This window comes from Roseibium salinum, assembly GCF_026240905.1.
Classification (GTDB): Bacteria; Pseudomonadota; Alphaproteobacteria; order Rhizobiales; family Stappiaceae; genus Roseibium; species Roseibium salinum.
The window spans coordinates 707,732-724,740 of record NZ_JAPEVI010000003.1; the positions used below are offsets into that span (position 1 = coordinate 707,732).

Annotated in this window: 15 protein-coding genes and 1 pseudogene; 12 read left to right on the forward strand and 4 right to left on the reverse strand. The window is 60.6% G+C overall.

Annotation, left to right across the window (positions count from 1 at the left end; translation table 11 throughout):
• Positions 1 to 120: 120 nt before the first annotated feature.
• The gene (gene hisI / locus ON753_RS07800) at positions 121 to 576 is read right to left on the reverse strand and encodes a phosphoribosyl-AMP cyclohydrolase (protein ID WP_265962000.1); all 456 of its coding nucleotides are present in this window, start codon (positions 574 to 576) and stop codon (positions 121 to 123) included.
• Between the two features lie 144 nt (positions 577 to 720).
• Positions 721 to 1,356 carry a GTP cyclohydrolase I FolE gene (gene folE / locus ON753_RS07805; RefSeq protein WP_265962001.1) on the reverse strand — a complete coding sequence of 212 codons (636 nt, stop codon included), beginning with the start codon at positions 1,354 to 1,356 and terminating at the stop codon, positions 721 to 723.
• Between the two features lie 320 nt (positions 1,357 to 1,676).
• Between folE and ON753_RS07810 the strand changes: the two genes are divergently transcribed.
• The 3 genes from ON753_RS07810 (at position 1,677) to ON753_RS07820 (ending at position 4,390) form a co-directional block, all read left to right on the forward strand.
• Complete coding sequence (locus ON753_RS07810; protein WP_265962002.1) at positions 1,677 to 2,129, forward strand: iron-sulfur cluster assembly scaffold protein; 453 nt, start codon at positions 1,677 to 1,679, stop codon at positions 2,127 to 2,129.
• Between the two features lie 30 nt (positions 2,130 to 2,159).
• Complete coding sequence (gene yidD, locus ON753_RS07815; RefSeq protein WP_265962003.1) at positions 2,160 to 2,513, forward strand: membrane protein insertion efficiency factor YidD; 354 nt, start codon at positions 2,160 to 2,162, stop codon at positions 2,511 to 2,513.
• Between the two features lie 89 nt (positions 2,514 to 2,602).
• Positions 2,603 to 4,390: a B12-binding domain-containing radical SAM protein gene (locus tag ON753_RS07820; RefSeq protein WP_265962004.1), complete on the forward strand. Its 1,788-nt coding sequence runs from the start codon at positions 2,603 to 2,605 to the stop codon at positions 4,388 to 4,390.
• An 89-nt stretch (positions 4,391 to 4,479) separates the two neighbouring features.
• Here ON753_RS07820 and ON753_RS07825 read toward each other — a convergent pair whose 3' ends face one another.
• Positions 4,480 to 5,376, reverse strand: coding sequence for a DMT family transporter (locus ON753_RS07825; protein WP_265962005.1), 897 nt, complete (start codon positions 5,374 to 5,376; stop codon positions 4,480 to 4,482).
• 132 nt (positions 5,377 to 5,508) lie between these two features.
• Between ON753_RS07825 and ON753_RS07830 the strand changes: the two are divergent.
• The 4 genes and pseudogenes from ON753_RS07830 to thrS all read left to right on the forward strand — a co-directional run bounded on the left by ON753_RS07830 (position 5,509) and on the right by thrS (position 10,926).
• A pseudogene (locus ON753_RS07830) lies at positions 5,509 to 5,965 on the forward strand (Lrp/AsnC family transcriptional regulator).
• A 237-nt stretch (positions 5,966 to 6,202) separates the two neighbouring features.
• A complete protein-coding gene (locus tag ON753_RS07835; protein WP_265962006.1) occupies positions 6,203 to 7,333 on the forward strand; it encodes a GNAT family N-acetyltransferase/peptidase C39 family protein in 1,131 nt (376 codons plus the stop codon).
• A 4-nt stretch (positions 7,334 to 7,337) separates the two neighbouring features.
• Positions 7,338 to 8,804 (forward strand): RimK family protein, encoded by a 1,467-nt coding sequence (locus tag ON753_RS07840; RefSeq protein ID WP_265962007.1) that lies wholly within the window; start codon positions 7,338 to 7,340, stop codon positions 8,802 to 8,804.
• Positions 8,805 to 8,955: 151 nt separating this feature from the next.
• Positions 8,956 to 10,926 (forward strand): threonine--tRNA ligase, encoded by a 1,971-nt coding sequence (gene thrS, locus ON753_RS07845; protein ID WP_265962008.1) that lies wholly within the window; start codon positions 8,956 to 8,958, stop codon positions 10,924 to 10,926.
• 390 nt (positions 10,927 to 11,316) lie between these two features.
• On the opposite strand, the gene ON753_RS07850 is transcribed toward thrS, so the two are convergent.
• Positions 11,317 to 12,408: a hypothetical protein gene (locus ON753_RS07850; protein ID WP_265962009.1), complete on the reverse strand. Its 1,092-nt coding sequence runs from the start codon at positions 12,406 to 12,408 to the stop codon at positions 11,317 to 11,319.
• Positions 12,409 to 12,785: 377 nt separating this feature from the next.
• On the opposite strand from ON753_RS07850, the gene ON753_RS07855 reads away from it, so the two are divergent.
• The 5 genes from ON753_RS07855 to ON753_RS07875 all read left to right on the forward strand — a co-directional run bounded on the left by ON753_RS07855 (position 12,786) and on the right by ON753_RS07875 (position 16,900).
• Complete coding sequence (locus ON753_RS07855; RefSeq protein ID WP_265962010.1) at positions 12,786 to 13,382, forward strand: nitroreductase family protein; 597 nt, start codon at positions 12,786 to 12,788, stop codon at positions 13,380 to 13,382.
• Positions 13,383 to 13,384: 2 nt separating this feature from the next.
• The gene (locus ON753_RS07860; protein ID WP_265962011.1) at positions 13,385 to 13,987 is read left to right on the forward strand and encodes a flavin reductase family protein; all 603 of its coding nucleotides are present in this window, start codon (positions 13,385 to 13,387) and stop codon (positions 13,985 to 13,987) included.
• A gap of 350 nt (positions 13,988 to 14,337) precedes the next feature.
• Positions 14,338 to 14,658 (forward strand): transglycosylase SLT domain-containing protein, encoded by a 321-nt coding sequence (locus ON753_RS26785; protein WP_265962012.1) that lies wholly within the window; start codon positions 14,338 to 14,340, stop codon positions 14,656 to 14,658.
• Positions 14,564 to 15,649 (forward strand): hypothetical protein, encoded by a 1,086-nt coding sequence (locus ON753_RS07870; RefSeq protein ID WP_265962013.1) that lies wholly within the window; start codon positions 14,564 to 14,566, stop codon positions 15,647 to 15,649. Before ON753_RS26785 ends, ON753_RS07870 begins: the two co-directional genes overlap by 95 nt.
• A gap of 96 nt (positions 15,650 to 15,745) precedes the next feature.
• Positions 15,746 to 16,900 carry a DUF2336 domain-containing protein gene (locus ON753_RS07875; protein ID WP_265962014.1) on the forward strand — a complete coding sequence of 385 codons (1,155 nt, stop codon included), beginning with the start codon at positions 15,746 to 15,748 and terminating at the stop codon, positions 16,898 to 16,900.
• Positions 16,901 to 17,009 lie beyond the last annotated feature (109 nt).

Consider the following 17,009-nt stretch of genomic DNA (forward strand, 5'->3'; position numbering starts at 1 on the left):
GGACGGTGTACGATATAAGTGCTACTACTTATAAGTTGTAGTGCTAATTGCAGAAATCTGTAAGTTTGCCAATTAATTAGCCGGCGTGCGCCGCTGCCGCACCGGAACGGGCGGCACAGCTTACGACTTGCCGTAAACGTCCTCGGGCGCATAGACGCGCTCGGATTCGACACGTTCCAGGCGCAGCGGACCCGAGCCGGAATTGACGATTTTCCGGAAGAAGCAGGACCGGTAGCCGACATGGCACGTGGCACCGTTGCCTTCCACGGATACCTTGAGGACGAGGGCGTCCTGATCGCAGTCGGTCAGGATCTGATGCACTTTCTGGACCTGACCGGAGGTTTCGCCCTTTTTCCAGAAACTCTGGCGCGACCGGCTCCAGTACCAGGCTTCCCCGGTTTCAATGGTCCGCTCCAGGGCCTCGGCGTTCATATAGCCGACCATGAGCACTTCACCGGTAGCCACATCCGTCACGACGGCAGTGATCAGCCCGTCCCCGTCGAATTTGGGCATCAGGAGATCGCCGGTTTCAATGCTGTCTTTGTCGCCGCGATCGGAAAGCCTGGAACTGCACATGGCAAAAAACGTCCTGGAAGAGCCCCGGCACAGCGGGATCCGGTTCAGCGGTTCAATCCCGCCTGGAAACGACAAGCCAGAGAGCATTGCGCCATCCGGCGGATACTCTCGAGACTGGCAAATGCGAAGCGGGGAGTCCGGAAATCAGCCGGCCTTGCCGCGCACCATGGTCATGAACTTGACCTGTTCGGCCGGGTCGTCCTGGAAGACCCCGGTAAACTGGGTGGTGATCGTGGAAACCCCGGGCTTTTGAACGCCGCGCATGGTCATGCACTGATGCTCGGCTTCGATCATCACGGCCAGGCCGCGTGGTGCCAGCGCATCGTCAATCGCCGTGGAAATCTGTGCCGTCAGATGTTCCTGCGTCTGCAGGCGCTTGGCGTAGATATCGACGACCCGCGCCAGTTTCGACAGGCCGACGACACCTTCCGCCGGATAATAGGCGATATGCGCCTCGCCGATGAAGGGCAGCATGTGGTGTTCGCAATGGGAATGGAACGGGATGCCGCGCACCAGGACGATATCGTGGTAGCCGCCCACGTCCTCGAATGTCCGCTCTAGATGTTCGGACGCGTTCTCGAAATAGCCGCCGTAGAGCTGGCTCAGCGCCTTGACGACACGTTTCGGAGTTTCGACAAGGCCCTCGCGATCCGGGTCGTCCCCGGTCCAGGCGATGATCGTACGAACGGCAGCTTCAGCCTCTTCGCGGCTGGGGCGAAGCAATTGGTCCGGTTTTTTTCTTTCAAACGATTTTTCAACCGGCTTGAGGACAGCGTCCATTGGGATCCTCGCGATATTACCCTTGTCACTCGTCATACGGCGCTCGTATGTGCACGGATCACGTCTCAGATACTCCAGGTCCGACCGTTGTTCCGGACTGGTACTGACTGAGGCGGGGGACCCTTATCATATTCCACGCAAAAAGCGAACGTACAGTTTCCATGCGGGTCGAACCGGTTGCAAGCGCGCATGCGTCACTCAAGATTACCAACTGCGACCACTCTGCCCCTTGCGAAATTGCCGTGGCGTCTGATCTATATATGTGAAACTGGAGTGCCTTCAATGTGCCGGGCATCACAGGCTTTCACGATGAGGCGAGAATGCTTGACGATATATATAATGCAAAGATCCTGGAATTCGCGGGAAATATTCCCCGGATCGGCCGTCTTGACCATCCGGACGCGAGCGCAAAGGCTCATTCCAAGCTTTGTGGATCGACCGTCCTTGTCGACTTGTGCATGAAGGATGGCTTGGTGACGGATTTTGCCCATGACGTAAAAGCCTGCGCTCTCGGCCAGGCGTCTTCCTCGATCATGGCCAGGAACGTGATCGGCGCAAACAGCGAGGAGTTGCGTGAGGTTCAAAAGACGATGCGCGCCATGCTGAAGGAGGGCGGCGAGCCGCCGGCGGGCAGGTTCGCGGATCTGAAATTCCTCGAGCCGGTCAGGGAATACAAGGCGCGGCACGCCTCGACCATGCTGACATTCGATGCCGTCGTGGATGCACTTGACCAGATCGAGGCGAAACAGAAAACAGGCGGGGCGGCCGCCTGACAACCGGCTTGAGCCAGTGTGACCGCGTTCATGTGCTCATCGAGAAAATCTCCTCCTGCGACCGGCCGGCCACTTTCGATCGCGGGCCGGGCGGCGATCGGGCTGATCTGGCTCTATCGCCATTCGCTGTCCCTTTTCATGGGCCGGGGGTGCCGCTATGCGCCGAGCTGTTCCGACTATACCGAGCAGGCCATCCGCAGGTTCGGGTTCTGGGCCGGCGGCTGGATCGGCCTGGCGAGGATCCTCAGATGCAACCCATGGGGCGCATCAGGATTCGATCCGCTGCCCGAAACCCTGCCGGACGACGCCCACTGGCTGCTGCCCTGGCGCTATGGCCGCTGGAGCGGTCGCCACATTCCTCCCGAGCATCGTCTGGATCGGTAAGCCCGACACTGTGGCAATTGCCATGAAAACTTGACCCTGCGGAACCTGGGTGCGAAGCTCGCTCCATCAGCCTGAAGGCGGAGGGGCACATGGACGCGCATGACTTCCATTTCGTGATGATCAAGCCGACCCATTACGACGACGACGGCTATCCGATCCAGTGGCTGCGTTCGGCAATACCATCCAACACGCTGGCCAGCCTGAACGGCCTTGCGGAAGCCGCCCGCGAGCGGGGTGCCCTGGGCGAGGGCGTCAAGATCCATCTGCATACCTACGACGAAACCAACAAGCGGGTGCATCCGGAGAGGATTGCCCGGGAAATCCGCAGGCAGGGTGGCAAGGCCCTCATTGCTCTTGTAGGCGTTCAATCGAACCAGTTTCCACGCGCCACCGATCTGGCCCGGAGGTTCCTGAAGGAGGGCCTGCCGACCGCAATCGGCGGATTTCACGTCTCCGGCTGCATCGCCATGCTCGACGACATGCCGGAAGGGATGGTCCAGCTGCAGAAGGAGGGTGTAAGCCTGTTTGCAGGAGAGGCGGAAGACCAGAGGCTGGACATGGTGTTTCGCGACGCCTGGGCAGGGGAGCTGAAGCCGCTCTACAATTTCATGTTGGACCTGCCGTCGCTCACCGGTGAGCCAACACCGATCCTGCCATCAAAACATATACAGTATACCGCCGGGTCGCATTCCAGTTTCGATCTCGGCCGCGGCTGCCCGTTTCAGTGTTCGTTCTGCACGATCATCAACGTTCAGGGCCGCAAGAGCCGTTTTCGATCTGCCGACGACCTGGAACAGATCATCCGGGGCAATTATGCCCAGGGCATCAATCGGTTTTTCATTACCGACGACAATTTTGCCCGCAACAGGGAATGGGAATCGCTCTTCGACCGGCTGATTCTCCTGCGGGAAGAGGAAAAATTCGATATCAAGTTCATCATTCAGGTGGATACGCTTTGCCACCGGATCGAGAACTTCATCGAAAAGGCAGCCCGGGCTGGCGTGAACCGGGTCTTTATCGGCCTGGAGAACATCAATCCCGACAACCTGATGGCAGCCAAGAAGCGCCAGAACAAGATCACCGAATACCGGGAGATGCTGCAGAAATGGCGTGACCATGGCGCCACAACCTATGCCGGGTACATCATCGGGTTCCCGGGAGATACGAAAGAAGCGGTTCTGCACGATGTCGAGATCATCAAGAAGGAACTGCCGCTTGACTTGCTTGAATTCTTTTATCTGACGCCGCTTCCGGGATCGGAAGACCACAAGGTGCTCCTGTCGAAAGGCACCTGGATGGACCCGGACCTCAACAAATACGATCTCAACCATCGTGTGACCCATCACCCCAGGATGAGTGACGCGGAGTGGGAGGAGGCGTACCGGCAGGCCTGGGACAGCTACTATTCCGATGAGCACATCGAAACGGTGCTGCGACGGGCGGCCGCCCACAAGAAGGGACGACCGGGCAACAAGTTGTTTCTGATGATGTGGTTCAAGCTGATGGTGCAACGCGAAGGCGTGCATCCGCTGGAAGGCGGCTACTTCCGGCTGAAATTCCGCAAGGACCGGCGCAGCGGGCTGCCGGTCGAAAGTCCCTTCGTCTTTTATCCGCGCTATCTGGCGGAGATCGCAGTCAGGCACTGGGCCTATGCAGCGGCCACATGGCGGGTTTACCGGATCTACCGGAGAGTAAAGGCATCGGCGGACCGGCGCAGCTACACGGATCTTGCCATTGCGCCCATGAACGGGTCGGGGGAAGAGGACCTGGCCATGATCCGGGAAACACGCGGCGGGACGGAGGCTGTGGCCAGACAGGTCCGCGACGCCGCGCTGCGCAAGGCCGGCAAGGACCGGGCGAGGGCGGCTTTGCCGTGAGAGCCTGCCGCGTTCCTGAGACCGCTGCAGGCTCACGCACGGATCATGCGATCGACTTATCATTCAGTCCGGCCCGGCCAGAGGTTGATCTATGACGCTCCAACCGGGACTTTCCGCCGGATCAGGCGCCAGCCGAAGGTCATGCCCATGGCTGCCACGATGATCGCCGCGGCGCCGACGAGCTGCAGCGGCTGCAGCCGGTGGCCGAAGGCCACGTAGTCGACAAAGATCGCCACCACCGGATAGATGAACGAAAAGGCACCCTGCAGGTAGGTCGGCAGCTTCTGGACCGCGCCATACATCAGGATGTACATGATGCCCGTGTGAACGGCACCGAGCGTGAGCAGCGCGCCCCAGGCCGTTCCACCTTCGGGCAGTGCGTTCCAGCTGACGAAGGGCGCGAGCATGAGGATGCCCACACAGACCTGGATGAGAGCGATCAGCTGCGGCGGGGTGCCGGTCAGCTTTTTGGTCAGAAGCGCGGCCACGGCCCAGAAGAACGCTGCTCCGAGGGCAAGGGCGATGCCGAGGGCGTAATTCGACCCGGCATAGTCGACGCTGCCCGGTTTCGCCTGGACGATCATCAGAACGCCGGCAAAGGCGATGCCCAGCCAGCCGAGCTTGGTCGCGGTGATACGTTCGCCCAGAAACAGCACACCGAAACCGACCAGAATGAACGGCTGGGTATTGTAGACTGCCGTGGCGACCCCAATCGAGGCCTCGCCATAGGCGCTGAAGAGCATCGCCCAGTTGACGACGATCGCAACGCCGCCCACCGCCGCAATGGCGAGCTTCTTCAAGCTGATCTTGCGCCGGAGCAGGCCCTGGGCCCCACAGATGAGCACGAGGGCGAGGGCGCCGAACGCGCACCGCCAGAACACCACGTCGACGGCCGCCTGGCCGGACAGGACCACGAACAGGCCAATTGTGCCGAGAATGGTCATTGCAGCGGTCATTTCGGCCGCGCCACGGAAAGTCTTGTCCATCTTTGCCTCCTTGCGTTTCGTTCGTTCAAATGTGGCAAAGATCGGTGAGGCGTTCCATTTGAATTATTAGGTGAATTGCGATATTTAATGCATTATCTAAGGTGAAACCGGTTAGTTTGGTGGATTATGAAGATGGATGATGCGGATCGTAAAATTATCGAAGCGCTGATCAGCGATGCACGGATGTCCCTGAAGGACCTTGCCGCCCATGCCGGTCTGTCATCGCCGGGCGTTTCGGAGCGAGATCCGGCGGCTGCAGGAGCGCGGCGTCATCCGCGGCTTTTCGGCCGAGATCGATCTAAGGTCGCTCGGCTACAGTCTTCAGGCGATTGTCCGCATCCGGCCGCTGCCCGGGAAACTGCACATCGTGCAACAGCTCATTCAGGAAATTCCGGAGTTCTGCGAGTGCGACAAGGTTACCGGAGAGGACTGCTTCATTGCCCGGCTTGCCGTGCCGTCCATCGATCAGTTGGACGGAATTCTGGACCGGATTGCCGACAAGGCGGAAACGAGCACGTCCATCGTCAAGTCCCAGCCGATCCGGCGCCGCCTGCCGCCGCTGGTCGTCGGAGGTGAGGAGCGCCGGTAGACACCGTGGCTCCGCCCGGGGGGGGAGCGAAAAAAGACAGCCGAAGTCCGGTCGGGGAAATGTGTGATCAGTGCGAAAAAACCGAGAGACAGCATACGAAAATCGGTGTATTCGGCAATAGCCGTCGATAGGTTTGAGCGTGAGCGATTTCAACGTGAGGTCGTCCTCCAGATCGTCGCCAATGATGGATGGATTCCGGGCGCGGCGCACCGGACGACTTGGGTCTTTCAAGGCACCATGAACAAGGCACCTCCCCAGGCCGCAACCGGGGATATCGGGATCCGCGCAGCCACTGCGGGTGATCTTGCCGACCTCTTCCGCATCGAAAACCATGCTTTCGCGGGAGACCGTATTTCGCGGCGAAGTTTCCGCAGGTTTCTGGACAGTCCGAGAGCCCGCCTTCTCGTCGCTTGCGGACCGGCGGGTATCTGCGGTTATGCGCTCCTGCTGTTGCGCCAGGGCACGGCGCTTGCCCGTCTCTATTCACTGGCGGCCGATCCTGCCTGCCGGGGGCAGGGGCTGGGCAGAGCGCTGTTGACGGCGGCCGAAACGGCGGCCTTTGAAGCAGATCGCATCGTGCTGCGCCTGGAAGTGCGCGCGGACAACGAGGCTGCCATCGGCCTGTACCGCAAATCCGGCTACCGGGACCTCGGGCGGATCGACGACTATTACGACGACGGCTGCGCGGCGCTGCGGATGGAAAAGCTCCTGCACGGTCCGGGTCTTGGATCCGGCAAGGCGCCCTACTATTCCCAGACCACGGAATTCACCTGCGGGCCCGCCTGTGCGCTGATGGCGCTCAAGCATTTCGATCCTGCGATTTCGGCCGCGGCGCTTGACGAACTCACCTTGTGGCGCGAGGCGACCACCGTCTATCTGGCCTCCGGCCATGGAGGGTGCGGTCCCTTCGGCCTGGCCAATGCGCTGGCCCGCCGTGGCCTTGCCGCGGAAGTACGGCTCTTTCCCGATGAACCGCTGTTCCTCCAGTCCGTCCGGGATCCGGAGAAGCGCAAGGTGCTGACGCTGGTGCAGGAAGGTTATCGCGCCGAGGCCGAAAAGCTGCAAGTCGCCCGGTCGGACCAGCCGCTTGATGCGGTGGCCATCGCCGCAGAAGTTGCGGGCGGCAGGCTGGCGATCGTCCTGATCTCCGGGTACCGCATGTTCGGCAAAAAGGTGCCCCATTGGGTCCTGGTTCACGACGCGGACGAGCGGCATCTGATCATCCACGATCCGTGGCTGGAGCACGAGGGCTATGAAAGCCCGTCGGATGCCGCCAATTTGCCCATTCCATTTGCTGAATTCGACCGTATGGCCCGTTGGGGCCGCAGCGGTGTTCGTGCGCAGATACTGATAAGAAAGGTGTCCTGATCCCATGTCCTCCTGGGTCATTCTGGTCGACAATCTCAAAGACGTTTCCAACACCGAAACGCCGCACAAGGTCATGACGGTGCGTGAGTATCTCATGCATCCGAAGCTTTTTGCCGGGGCCAATCCGACCATCTTGAACCTTTCGCGCTCCTACGCCTATCAGGGAGCCGGCTATTACGCCTCGCTTCTGGCCGAAGCCCGACAGCACCGCGTTGTCCCGACTGTCGAGACGATGGTCGAGCTGTCGCGCAAGCAACTTTACCAGCATGCGCTGCCTGAACTTGAAGACCGGCTGAACAGGTGCCTGCGCAAGATGGCCGCGGACCAGGCGGCCGGTATCACGCGGATGCTGGTCTACCTCGGCCAGTTCAGCGATCCGGCGCTGGAGCCCTTTTCCCGCCTGCTTTTCGACTGGTTCCGGGCGCCGGTCCTGGAAGTGGTGCTGGAAGAGGGTGAGTGGCGCAGCATCAAGCGGATACGCGTTCTGGCCGTCGACGACCTGACGCCGGAAGAACGGGCAAGGTTCCTCGCCGCCATCGAGACCTACACCACGCGGCCCTGGCGGGCGCCGAAGCAGCGGGCGGTGATGAAATACTCTCTGGCGGTGCTTTCCGATCCGAAGGAGGAATTGCCGCCCTCCAGCATGGCCTCGCTCAAACACATGGCAAAGGTCGCCGCGCGCCACGGTGTCGAAGTGATCCCGATCGGCAAGGGCGACCTGGACAAGCTCGCCCAGTATGACGCGCTGTTTATCCGCGAGACCACCAATATCGACAATCACACCTACCGTTTTGCGCGGCGGGCGGTGCAGGAAGGCATGCCGGTGATCGACGATCCGGTGTCGATGATCCGCTGCACGAACAAGGTCTACCTGACCGAACTCCTGAACAGCCACGGCATCGCGACGCCCAGGACCATTGTTCTGGCCTCCCAGAAAGAGGCCAATGACCTGGAGGCGCAGCTCGGCTCGCCGATCGTGCTCAAGATCCCGGACGGCTCCTTCAGCCGGGGGGTGTTCCGTGTTGCCGGAGCGGAGCCGATCAGGGAAAAGCTGAAGGAACTCTTCCAGGAAAGTGCCATCCTGATCGCCCAGGAATACTGCCCGACGGAGTTCGACTGGCGCATCGGCGTCCTGGATGGTGAGCCGCTGTTCGCGGTCCAGTATCAGATGGCCAAGAAGCACTGGCAGATCGTGCGCCATGAAGCGGGCAAGAAGTCGGTCGAGGGCGGCTACACGACCGTTTCGCTGGCGGAGGCACCGCCGGCGGTGGTCGACATCGCCGTGCGGGGCGCGCGCCTGATCGGGGACGGTTTTTACGGTGTCGATCTGAAGGTGATCGGCGATCGTGTCGTGGTTATCGAGATCAACGACAATCCAAATCTTGATCACGGTGTTGAAGACTCTGCCGAAAAAGACGCGGTCTGGGATCAGCTCATCCGCTGGTTCGTGCGCCGGCTTGAAGTCAGATGATCTGAAAAATGCCCTGCAAATCGCCAAAAAATCGAGTGAAACGGGTCGGAAAAAGGTTGCCGGACCAGTTCTAATCTCCTATGTCCGGCCCATTCTATTGCGTTTGAACAGCTTACCTGCCTTGTCTGCAGGAGTGAGCAGGAGAAAAATGATGATCAGCCTGACCTTCCCCGACAACTCCGTGCGCGAATACGAGTCCGGCCTCACCGGTTTCCAGGTCGCCGAGGGCATTTCCAAGTCGCTCGCCAAAAAGGCTGTAGCAGTAGCCCTGGACGGCGAACTCAAGGATCTCTCCGACCCCATCGAGACCGACCACCGGATCGAGATCGTCACCCGTGACGACCCGCGCGCGCTGGAACTGATCCGTCACGATGCGGCGCACGTGATGGCGGAAGCGGTCCAGGAATTGTGGCCGGGCACCCAGGTCACGATCGGTCCCGTGATCGAAAACGGCTTCTATTACGATTTCAAACGCGTTCATCCCGATACCGGCGACGACTGGCCGTTCACGCCGGAAGAGCTGCCCGTCATTGAAAAGAAAATGCGCGAGATCATTGCGCGCGGCGCGCAGTTCACCAAGGAAATCTGGTCCCGCGAGGAAGCCAAGCGCTATTTCGCCGCCAAGGGCGAGCACTACAAGGTGGAACTGGTCGATGCCATTCCGGCTGATCAGGAAATCAAGATCTACAAGCAGGGCCAGTGGCTGGACCTGTGCCGCGGTCCACACATGGTGTCCACCCGGCAGATCGGCGATGCGTTCAAGCTGATGAAGGTGGCCGGCGCCTATTGGCGCGGCAATTCCGACAACGAGATGCTGACCCGCATCTACGCGACGGCTTGGAATAACGAGAAGGACCTCAAGGCCTATCTCCATATGCTGGAAGAAGCCGAGAAGCGCGATCACCGCAAGCTCGGCCGGGAAATGGACCTGTTCCACTTCCAGGAGGAGGGACCGGGCGTCGTCTTCTGGCATCCCAACGGCTGGGATATGTTTCAGAACCTGATCGCCTACAAGCGCCGGGTGCTGAAGGACACCTACAAGGAAGTGAATGCGCCGCAGGTGCTGCATACGTCGCTTTGGGAGACCTCCGGCCACTGGGGCTGGTACAAGGAGAACATGTTCTCCGTGCAGTGCGCCGACGAGGAAGCCGAGGACGACCGCGTCTATGCGCTGAAGCCGATGAACTGTCCCGGGCATGTTCAGATCTTCAAGCACGGCCTGAAGAGTTACCGCGATCTGCCGATGCGCCTTGCCGAATTCGGCGTGGTGCACCGGTACGAGCCTTCCGGCGCCCTGCACGGCCTGATGCGCGTGCGTGGCTTCACCCAGGACGATGCCCATGTCTTCTGTACCGAAGAGCAGCTTGCGGACGAGTGCCTGAAGATCAACGACCTGATCCTGTCGGTCTACAAGGATTTCGGCTTCGACCAGATCGTCGTCAAATTGTCCACCCGGCCGGAGAAGCGTGTCGGTACCGACCAGGCGTGGGATCATGCCGAAACGATCATGGAAGAGGTTCTGAAGCAGATCGAGATCCAGTCAGAAGGACGGGTCAAGACGGATATCCTGCCGGGTGAGGGCGCATTTTACGGCCCCAAATTCGAGTACACCCTGCGCGACGCGATCGGCCGCGAATGGCAGTGCGGAACGACCCAGGTCGACTTCAACCTGCCGGAACGGTTCGGCGCCTTCTATGTCGACAGCAACGGCGAGAAGAAAACGCCGGTGATGATCCACCGGGCGATCTGCGGATCCATGGAACGGTTCCTCGGCATTCTGATCGAGAACTATGCCGGGCATTTCCCGCTTTGGTTCGCACCGCTTCAGATCGTGGTGGCGACCATTACCTCCGAAGCCGATGCATACGGCCAGGAAGTGGCGGATCTGCTGAAATCCAAGGGACTGAAAGTGGAAACCGACTTCCGCAACGAGAAGATCAACTACAAGGTCCGCGAACACTCGCACGCGAAAGTGCCCGTGATCCTCGTCTGCGGCATGCGGGAAGCGGAAGAGCGGACCGTGAACATCCGCCGTCTCGGTTCCAAGGACCAGACCCCGATGGGGCTGGACGAGGCCGTTGCCGCTTTCGTGGAAGAAGCGACACCGCCTGATTTGAAGTAGACCAACTTCCCCCGTTTCATGGGAGAAGTCCCGGCTTGACGGCAATGCGCGTTGCAGCAGTCGTCTGGAACGACGTTGGTGCTAAGGTTTCAAGGAGCGACTGTCCGCTCCTCGGGCCAGTGACAAGCCTCTCCATCATCATCCCGGCCAAGCGTCAGCGCAGAGCCGGGATCGGAGAGCCACAAGCGTTCGCCTTCTGTCCGATAGACCTCAACTCTGCGATGCCGGATCTCCGCTTCGCTTCGTTCATACGTAACGATGGAGAGGTCGTACGTGGTCATCTGTCGAGTCGGAAGGGGCGGTTCTCCGCCCCTTCTGCTTTTCGATCGTTGTCTTGATTGAGATCTTTCCGGCCCTGCGGGGGTGTTGGCAAAAGCGAACGCGATCCGTTCAGTTCTGTGCCTGCTCGCTCGCCAATTCGCTCACGCTGGTGACCACTTCAACTTCGCGGTCATGGCCGGGCACCACTTCGAACGTGTGCAGATAGGTGCGGCCGTTGTTGCGGGCGAGAGCCTCGTACTCACCGGCGGCCAGCACGAAGTCCGGGAACGCGCCGATCGCTTCCACGACCACGTCGCCGCCGGGGCTCAGCACCGACCATGTGGTGTTGGCAATGGCTTCGCCGCCGCGCTCGTTGACGAGTTTCAGCGTAATATCCGCTGCCTTGTGAAAGATCGTCGCTTCAGTCAGCTTGCCCGGCAGTACCTGGATATCGGCGCGCACGACGGCGTTCACATCGCCGTAGCGGCTGACGACGTGGTACGTGTCGGCGGCAAGGCGGACGATGGAGCCGGGTTTGATGTTGGATGCAATCAGATCGCGCTCGCCGCGCTCATCGAACTCCCTTCCGTAAATGCTGAAGGAAACCGGGCGACCCTTGAGCTCTTCGCCGTCCTTCAGGGAAGCCCCGAATTTGATGCCGCCGGCATTCAGCGTCACCATCTTGGACATGACTTCCTTGCCGATCACGATCCGGTTCGTCGATTGCGCGTAGCCGTAGGCGGTGTGGATCAGGTAGGCGCCGGGATCCAGGCGGAATTCCGCATCGCCGCCTTCCGACGTTGCGACCAGTTGCAGGCGGCCGTCGGCGGTCGTCGTCTCGGAATAGATGCGCCAGACGAGGCCGTCATCGAGGGGAGGGCTGTCCTGGGAGACTTTCGCCATCAGGTAAAGCGCGCCCTGATCGAGGCCTTCGCTTACGCCCGTCATGCCCGAATGGGCGGGGGCATAGGGAACCAGCGTGTCGGAAAACAGCGGCTCCGGCTCCCGGTCGAGCAGGTTCAGGATAGGTTCTTCCGGCGGCACGACGGCTGCCCGAGGGTCGGGCTTGGGCGCGGGCGGCATGGGCGCCTCGGCAGACTGCGCGAAAACGGCAGCCTGGTTTGCGGCCAGCAGAGAGGCGCACAGCATCACCGAAAGGGCTGCGCTTTTGATGACCCGTCCAAATGACATGCGGCCCGAGACAGATTCAGAATTCAACATGCCCACTTCATTATCATTTTGAGTCCGGAATTTTTACCGGACTTTTCAGTTTTACACCAAACGTGATCGATTGTGCCCCATTTTCTCTAATGGACCTGAAAATCTGGCAAATTCAAGACATGGAGGCAATCCAGGGCCGTATCCATAAGATTGAATGCACTGGCCGATCCGCAGACGACCCATGCCGGTGCTAGGGTGCTGACCCGTTGCTTTGGGGAATTGGCATTCCCGCCCGCTTCGTCGGCGCACGCGATCAAGATGGAACGCGCGTGGCCGCGTCGCAAGACGGCCTTTGGTCCAGACAGTTAAAGTTGACAATCGCGTTCAATCAATTAGGGGGATGGTCGCGAATGCGACTATCCAGACAGGACGAATTGATGCCGAGCTTTGCTTCCGGATCACCGGCAACTCTTGAATTCCTCAGAAACAGGCGCTCACACCCGGCCATCACCATGACGGAGCCGGGGCCGGACGAGACGCAGATCAGGGACATTCTCACCATTGCGGCGAGAGTGCCGGACCATGGCAAGCTGGCGCCCTGGCGCTTCATTCTTTACCGCGCGCATCAGGGTAAAACGATCGGCGAGTCGCTTGCCGCGCGCTATGAGCGTGACAACGGGCCGCTGGATCAGGACCAGCGCCAGAAGGAACTGACCCGCTTCACCCGGGCACCGGTCGTGGTCGGGGTCGTCAGCATGGCCGCCGAACACCCGAAGATTCCGGTGTGGGAACAACAGCTTTCGGCAGGCGCCGTGTGCATGAACCTGCTGACCGCCGCGGCGGCATCAGGCTTTGCCTCCCAGTGGCTGACGGAATGGTACGCCCTGGACGACGAGGCTGCCCGCTATCTCGGCGCCCGGGAAGGCGAGCGGTTTGCCGGGTTCGTCCATATCGGAACGCCGACCCAGCCGCCTTTCGAGCGGCCCCGTCCGGAGCTTTCTCAACTCATCACCAATTGGGCAGAGGCCGAATAGCCATGTTTTACGAAACCGCGAAGAACGATCATGGCCTGCCGCATAATCCGCTCAAGGCGATCGTGGCGCCCCGGCCGATCGGCTGGATCTCGTCCCTGGACAAGGACGGACGTGCCAATCTCGCACCTTACAGCTTCTTCAACTGTCTCTGCGACCGGCCGCCGATTGTCATGTTTTCTTCCTCGGGATACAAGGACAGCGTCGCGAATATCGACGCCACCGGCGAGTTCGTCTGCAACATGGCGAGCTGGGATCTGAAGGATGAAATGAACCTTTCGTCCGCTACCGTGCCGCACGAGACCTCGGAATTCGAACTCTCCGGGCTGGAAACGGCACCGTCCAGGCTGATAAAGGCGCCGCGGGTTGCAAGGGCCGCGACGGCACTTGAGTGCAGACATCTTGAGACGATTCACCTGAAAGGTCTCGATGGCCAGGAGACCGACAGCTACATGGTCCTCGGCCAGGTCGTCGGCGTTCACATCGATGACCACGTGATCGTCGATGGCCGCGTTGACGTCACCCGATACAAGCCGCTGGCACGCCTGGGCTACATGGACTATGCGGTGGTGAGCGAGGTTTTCCAGATGGTCCGGCCGAAAACGTAGCGTGCTTTTTGCCACGTCATTGCGACGCGTTAATTCGAAGAAGGCGCCGGCCGAGTCGGCGTCTTTTTTCATTTTGGCGTTGCCGACTCACCGCAAAGGGCAGTAATCGGATGCGGTGGCAGCTGAATTCGCTGACGGCTTTTCACAAGAAAAGGCAGGAAAAGCCTTTGATCTCCACAAAACCGGCGAGTCGCATCAGTAGATTTGCGCAGCGGAAAAAGAAAAAGTCGCGCCTCCGCTTGTTCAGTCCATAGTCTGCGTGCTGTTAAGGTTTTGTTAACCCTTTGGGCGCGAAAGTTAACGCTGAAGGTTAATAAAGTATAACTTAGTTCCGTCGAGGAGACAGGGTCATGCAGGTTGCTGACACCACCTCGATCGCGTCTCGGATCGAGCTTGCGTTTCAGTCTGCGAGTAGTTCGACAGGTACGTCATTTGACTACCTGGTGAAGACTGCTGCACGGGAGTCGGCGTTCAATCCGACGGCCAAGGCAAGAACATCCAGTGCGACCGGGCTGTTCCAGTTTATCGAGATCCACGTGGCTGGAAACGATGAAGGAAGCGGGACCGCGACATGGGTTGGAAAAATACTCCGACCAGATCGAGCGGTCCAAAAACGGCAAATATTACGTAAGCGATCCCCAGATGCGCCGCGAAATACTCGACCTGCGTAAGGATCCGGAAATCTCGTCGATGATGGCGGGCGCACTGACGCAGAAGAATTCCGATTATCTTGAGCGCAAAATCGGCCGGGGGCCGACCGATGGCGAACTCTACATGGCACATTTTCTGGGTGCGCACGGCGCCAGCAAGCTGATCGATGCAGCCGCAGCGGATCCCGATATGCGGGCCGACAAGGTGTTCTCGGCCCAGGCGCGGGCGAACAAGCCGATCTTCTATGAAAGGAACGGCAAGGCCCGGTCCATGCAGGAGGTCTACGAGGTCATCGTCTCCAAACACGATGCGGTGACGATGATCGCGGAAGTCAGCGGCAAGAAAAACCTGCGCACCTCCGGCGAACTGACCCAGGTCGCGACCCTGCCCAATGCAAAGCCGGTCAACGGTGCGCCGCAGATCAACCAAAAGTCTTTCGACCATCTGGCCGGTGATCCGGCCGCCGCGTTTGCCATGCGGTCCAAACCGGCTGCCCCCGGAGCGATCGCCTCAGCAGGTCAGGCGCTCCCGGAGTATCCGGATGCCAGTGCGCTTGAGCTGGCGCAAACGACCGTGCCGCTGCCGGAGGGCCGTCCAAGCCGGTACGCCGGCAGAACCGCGAGCGCTGTCTTCCTGCAGGAAGAACGGGTGAGCGCACCGGCCACCGCGCCGCTGCCTGCCGAACCCGGCGAATCGTCGATCAACGGAACGGATGTGGACGATGCCACGAGCCGCGTCCTGTCGGCCTTCCAGGCCACCGAAACCGCCAATCCGTTTGAAGCACTGTTCCGCAACGATCAGGGATCTTCGCAAGCTGCGGTCAATCCGCGGTTCGCGTCCGCTTTCGCCGCCGTCGAAGAGGTGGCCATGTTCGGCGGCCTTTCCGGTGCTTCGAGCCGTGTTGCCGCCCAGGAACTGGCATTGGCCGATCAGGGCGCTCCGATGGATCTGACGCGTTTCCTGCGCCTGAAGGCGGAAGAAGAACAGAAGGACCTCCTGCCGCCGGCCTAGCGGCAGGGTCCAGCCCTGGAAAAATTATGGTGAACCGATCGTTAAGCCTTCGATGTCATAATAAGAACAGACCCTTGGCAAGATTGTTTTACCGGCATGACCGTACACGATTTATTCCAACTGAATAACGATGATGAGCGCACCCTGGACATTTTGGCCGCGCACGAATTCGCGGAACGCTGTCTGGCTGCCGAACCCGGCAGCCAGGAACAGGCCGGCATGACCGCGGCCCTGACGATCCTTCTCGATGATCCGAGCCGGGCCGTCCGGAAGGCCATCGCCAAGGCCCTGGCCACGAGTTCCCGTGCTCCCGGGCACGTTATCCGGTGCCTGGCCGGCGACGTCGACGAGGTCGCCATACCGATCCTGAAGTCTTCTCCCATTCTGAGCGAGGCGGAACTGGTCGATCTCTTCGCCGAGGGCAGTGACGCCGTGCAATGCGCGATTGCGGAGCGGGAGAACCTGCCTGCATCCGTCGCGGCCGCGATTTGCGAGGTTGGCAGCGAAGCCGCCTGCCGCAGCCTGCTTCGGAATACCGGTGCGCAAGTGCTGCAATCGTCGCTGCTGCGCCTGGCGCAGCGGTTCGACGACCGTCCGGACATTTGCGACAAGCTCCTGAAAACACGGGACCTGCCGCTGCCGGTGCGCTACCAGTTGCTGATGCGGCTCGCCGAAAACCTGGACGACCATCCGATCGTTCTCGAACGGGTTCCCGAACACCAGCGGCGCACATTCCTGAGCGATGCCGAAGACAAGGTGGTGCTGCGCCTCGCGCTTGAGGCACACGCGGAAGAGCTGCCCGCATTTGTTGAGCATCTTCGGGCACAAGGCAGGCTGACGACGCGTCTGCTGCTGCGGTCCGTGTGCTGCGGGCGCCTGCGCTTCTTTGCTGCGGCCCTGGCAAATCTCGGGCAGGTGCCACTGCCGCGTCTGTGCAAACTGCTGCTGACGGTCCGCCGTTCGGCCCTTCAGGCGATCTTGCGCAAGGCCGGATTGCCGCTGCGAGCCCATCAGGCCTTTCTGCTTGCCATCGATATTGCCCGGCAGGCGGATGCGGACTTCACCTACGATCTGGCGCTCGACGAGGCCCGGATGCTGACCGAGACGCTGCTTGCCGAGTTGCAGGACGGTGCTCTGGGAGCCGACGAGGACGTCATGGCCTTCCTGCGCCGCTTTGCCATCGACGTTGCGAGACTGGAGGCGCGGCTTCTGGTCAGGAACAGCACCCTGCGGGTGACGGCGGCCGCATGAGGCCGCGTGCCGCTTCAGCCGCGGGTCAATTTACCTGATATCATTTCCGGAGACACCGGCCGGCAGGCTCTCTTTCCGTGGATCGACCGGGCAGACCGGGCGAGCCTCG

Excerpts from the sequence above, each read along its gene's own strand:
- hisI (WP_265962000.1), bottom strand. The coding sequence starts at position 576 with ATGTGCAGTTCCAGGCTTTCCGATCGCGGCGACAAAGACAGCATTGAA.
- folE (WP_265962001.1), bottom strand. The coding sequence starts at position 1,356 with ATGGACGCTGTCCTCAAGCCGGTTGAAAAATCGTTTGAAAGAAAAAAA.
- ON753_RS07810 (WP_265962002.1), top strand. The coding sequence starts at position 1,677 with ATGCTTGACGATATATATAATGCAAAGATCCTGGAATTCGCGGGAAAT.
- yidD (WP_265962003.1), top strand. The coding sequence starts at position 2,160 with ATGTGCTCATCGAGAAAATCTCCTCCTGCGACCGGCCGGCCACTTTCG.
- ON753_RS07820 (WP_265962004.1), top strand. The coding sequence starts at position 2,603 with ATGGACGCGCATGACTTCCATTTCGTGATGATCAAGCCGACCCATTAC.
- ON753_RS07825 (WP_265962005.1), bottom strand. The coding sequence starts at position 5,376 with ATGGACAAGACTTTCCGTGGCGCGGCCGAAATGACCGCTGCAATGACC.
- ON753_RS07835 (WP_265962006.1), top strand. The coding sequence starts at position 6,203 with ATGAACAAGGCACCTCCCCAGGCCGCAACCGGGGATATCGGGATCCGC.
- ON753_RS07840 (WP_265962007.1), top strand. The coding sequence starts at position 7,338 with ATGTCCTCCTGGGTCATTCTGGTCGACAATCTCAAAGACGTTTCCAAC.
- thrS (WP_265962008.1), top strand. The coding sequence starts at position 8,956 with ATGATCAGCCTGACCTTCCCCGACAACTCCGTGCGCGAATACGAGTCC.
- ON753_RS07850 (WP_265962009.1), bottom strand. The coding sequence starts at position 12,408 with ATGTTGAATTCTGAATCTGTCTCGGGCCGCATGTCATTTGGACGGGTC.
- ON753_RS07855 (WP_265962010.1), top strand. The coding sequence starts at position 12,786 with ATGCCGAGCTTTGCTTCCGGATCACCGGCAACTCTTGAATTCCTCAGA.
- ON753_RS07860 (WP_265962011.1), top strand. The coding sequence starts at position 13,385 with ATGTTTTACGAAACCGCGAAGAACGATCATGGCCTGCCGCATAATCCG.
- ON753_RS26785 (WP_265962012.1), top strand. The coding sequence starts at position 14,338 with ATGCAGGTTGCTGACACCACCTCGATCGCGTCTCGGATCGAGCTTGCG.
- ON753_RS07875 (WP_265962014.1), top strand. The coding sequence starts at position 15,746 with ATGACCGTACACGATTTATTCCAACTGAATAACGATGATGAGCGCACC.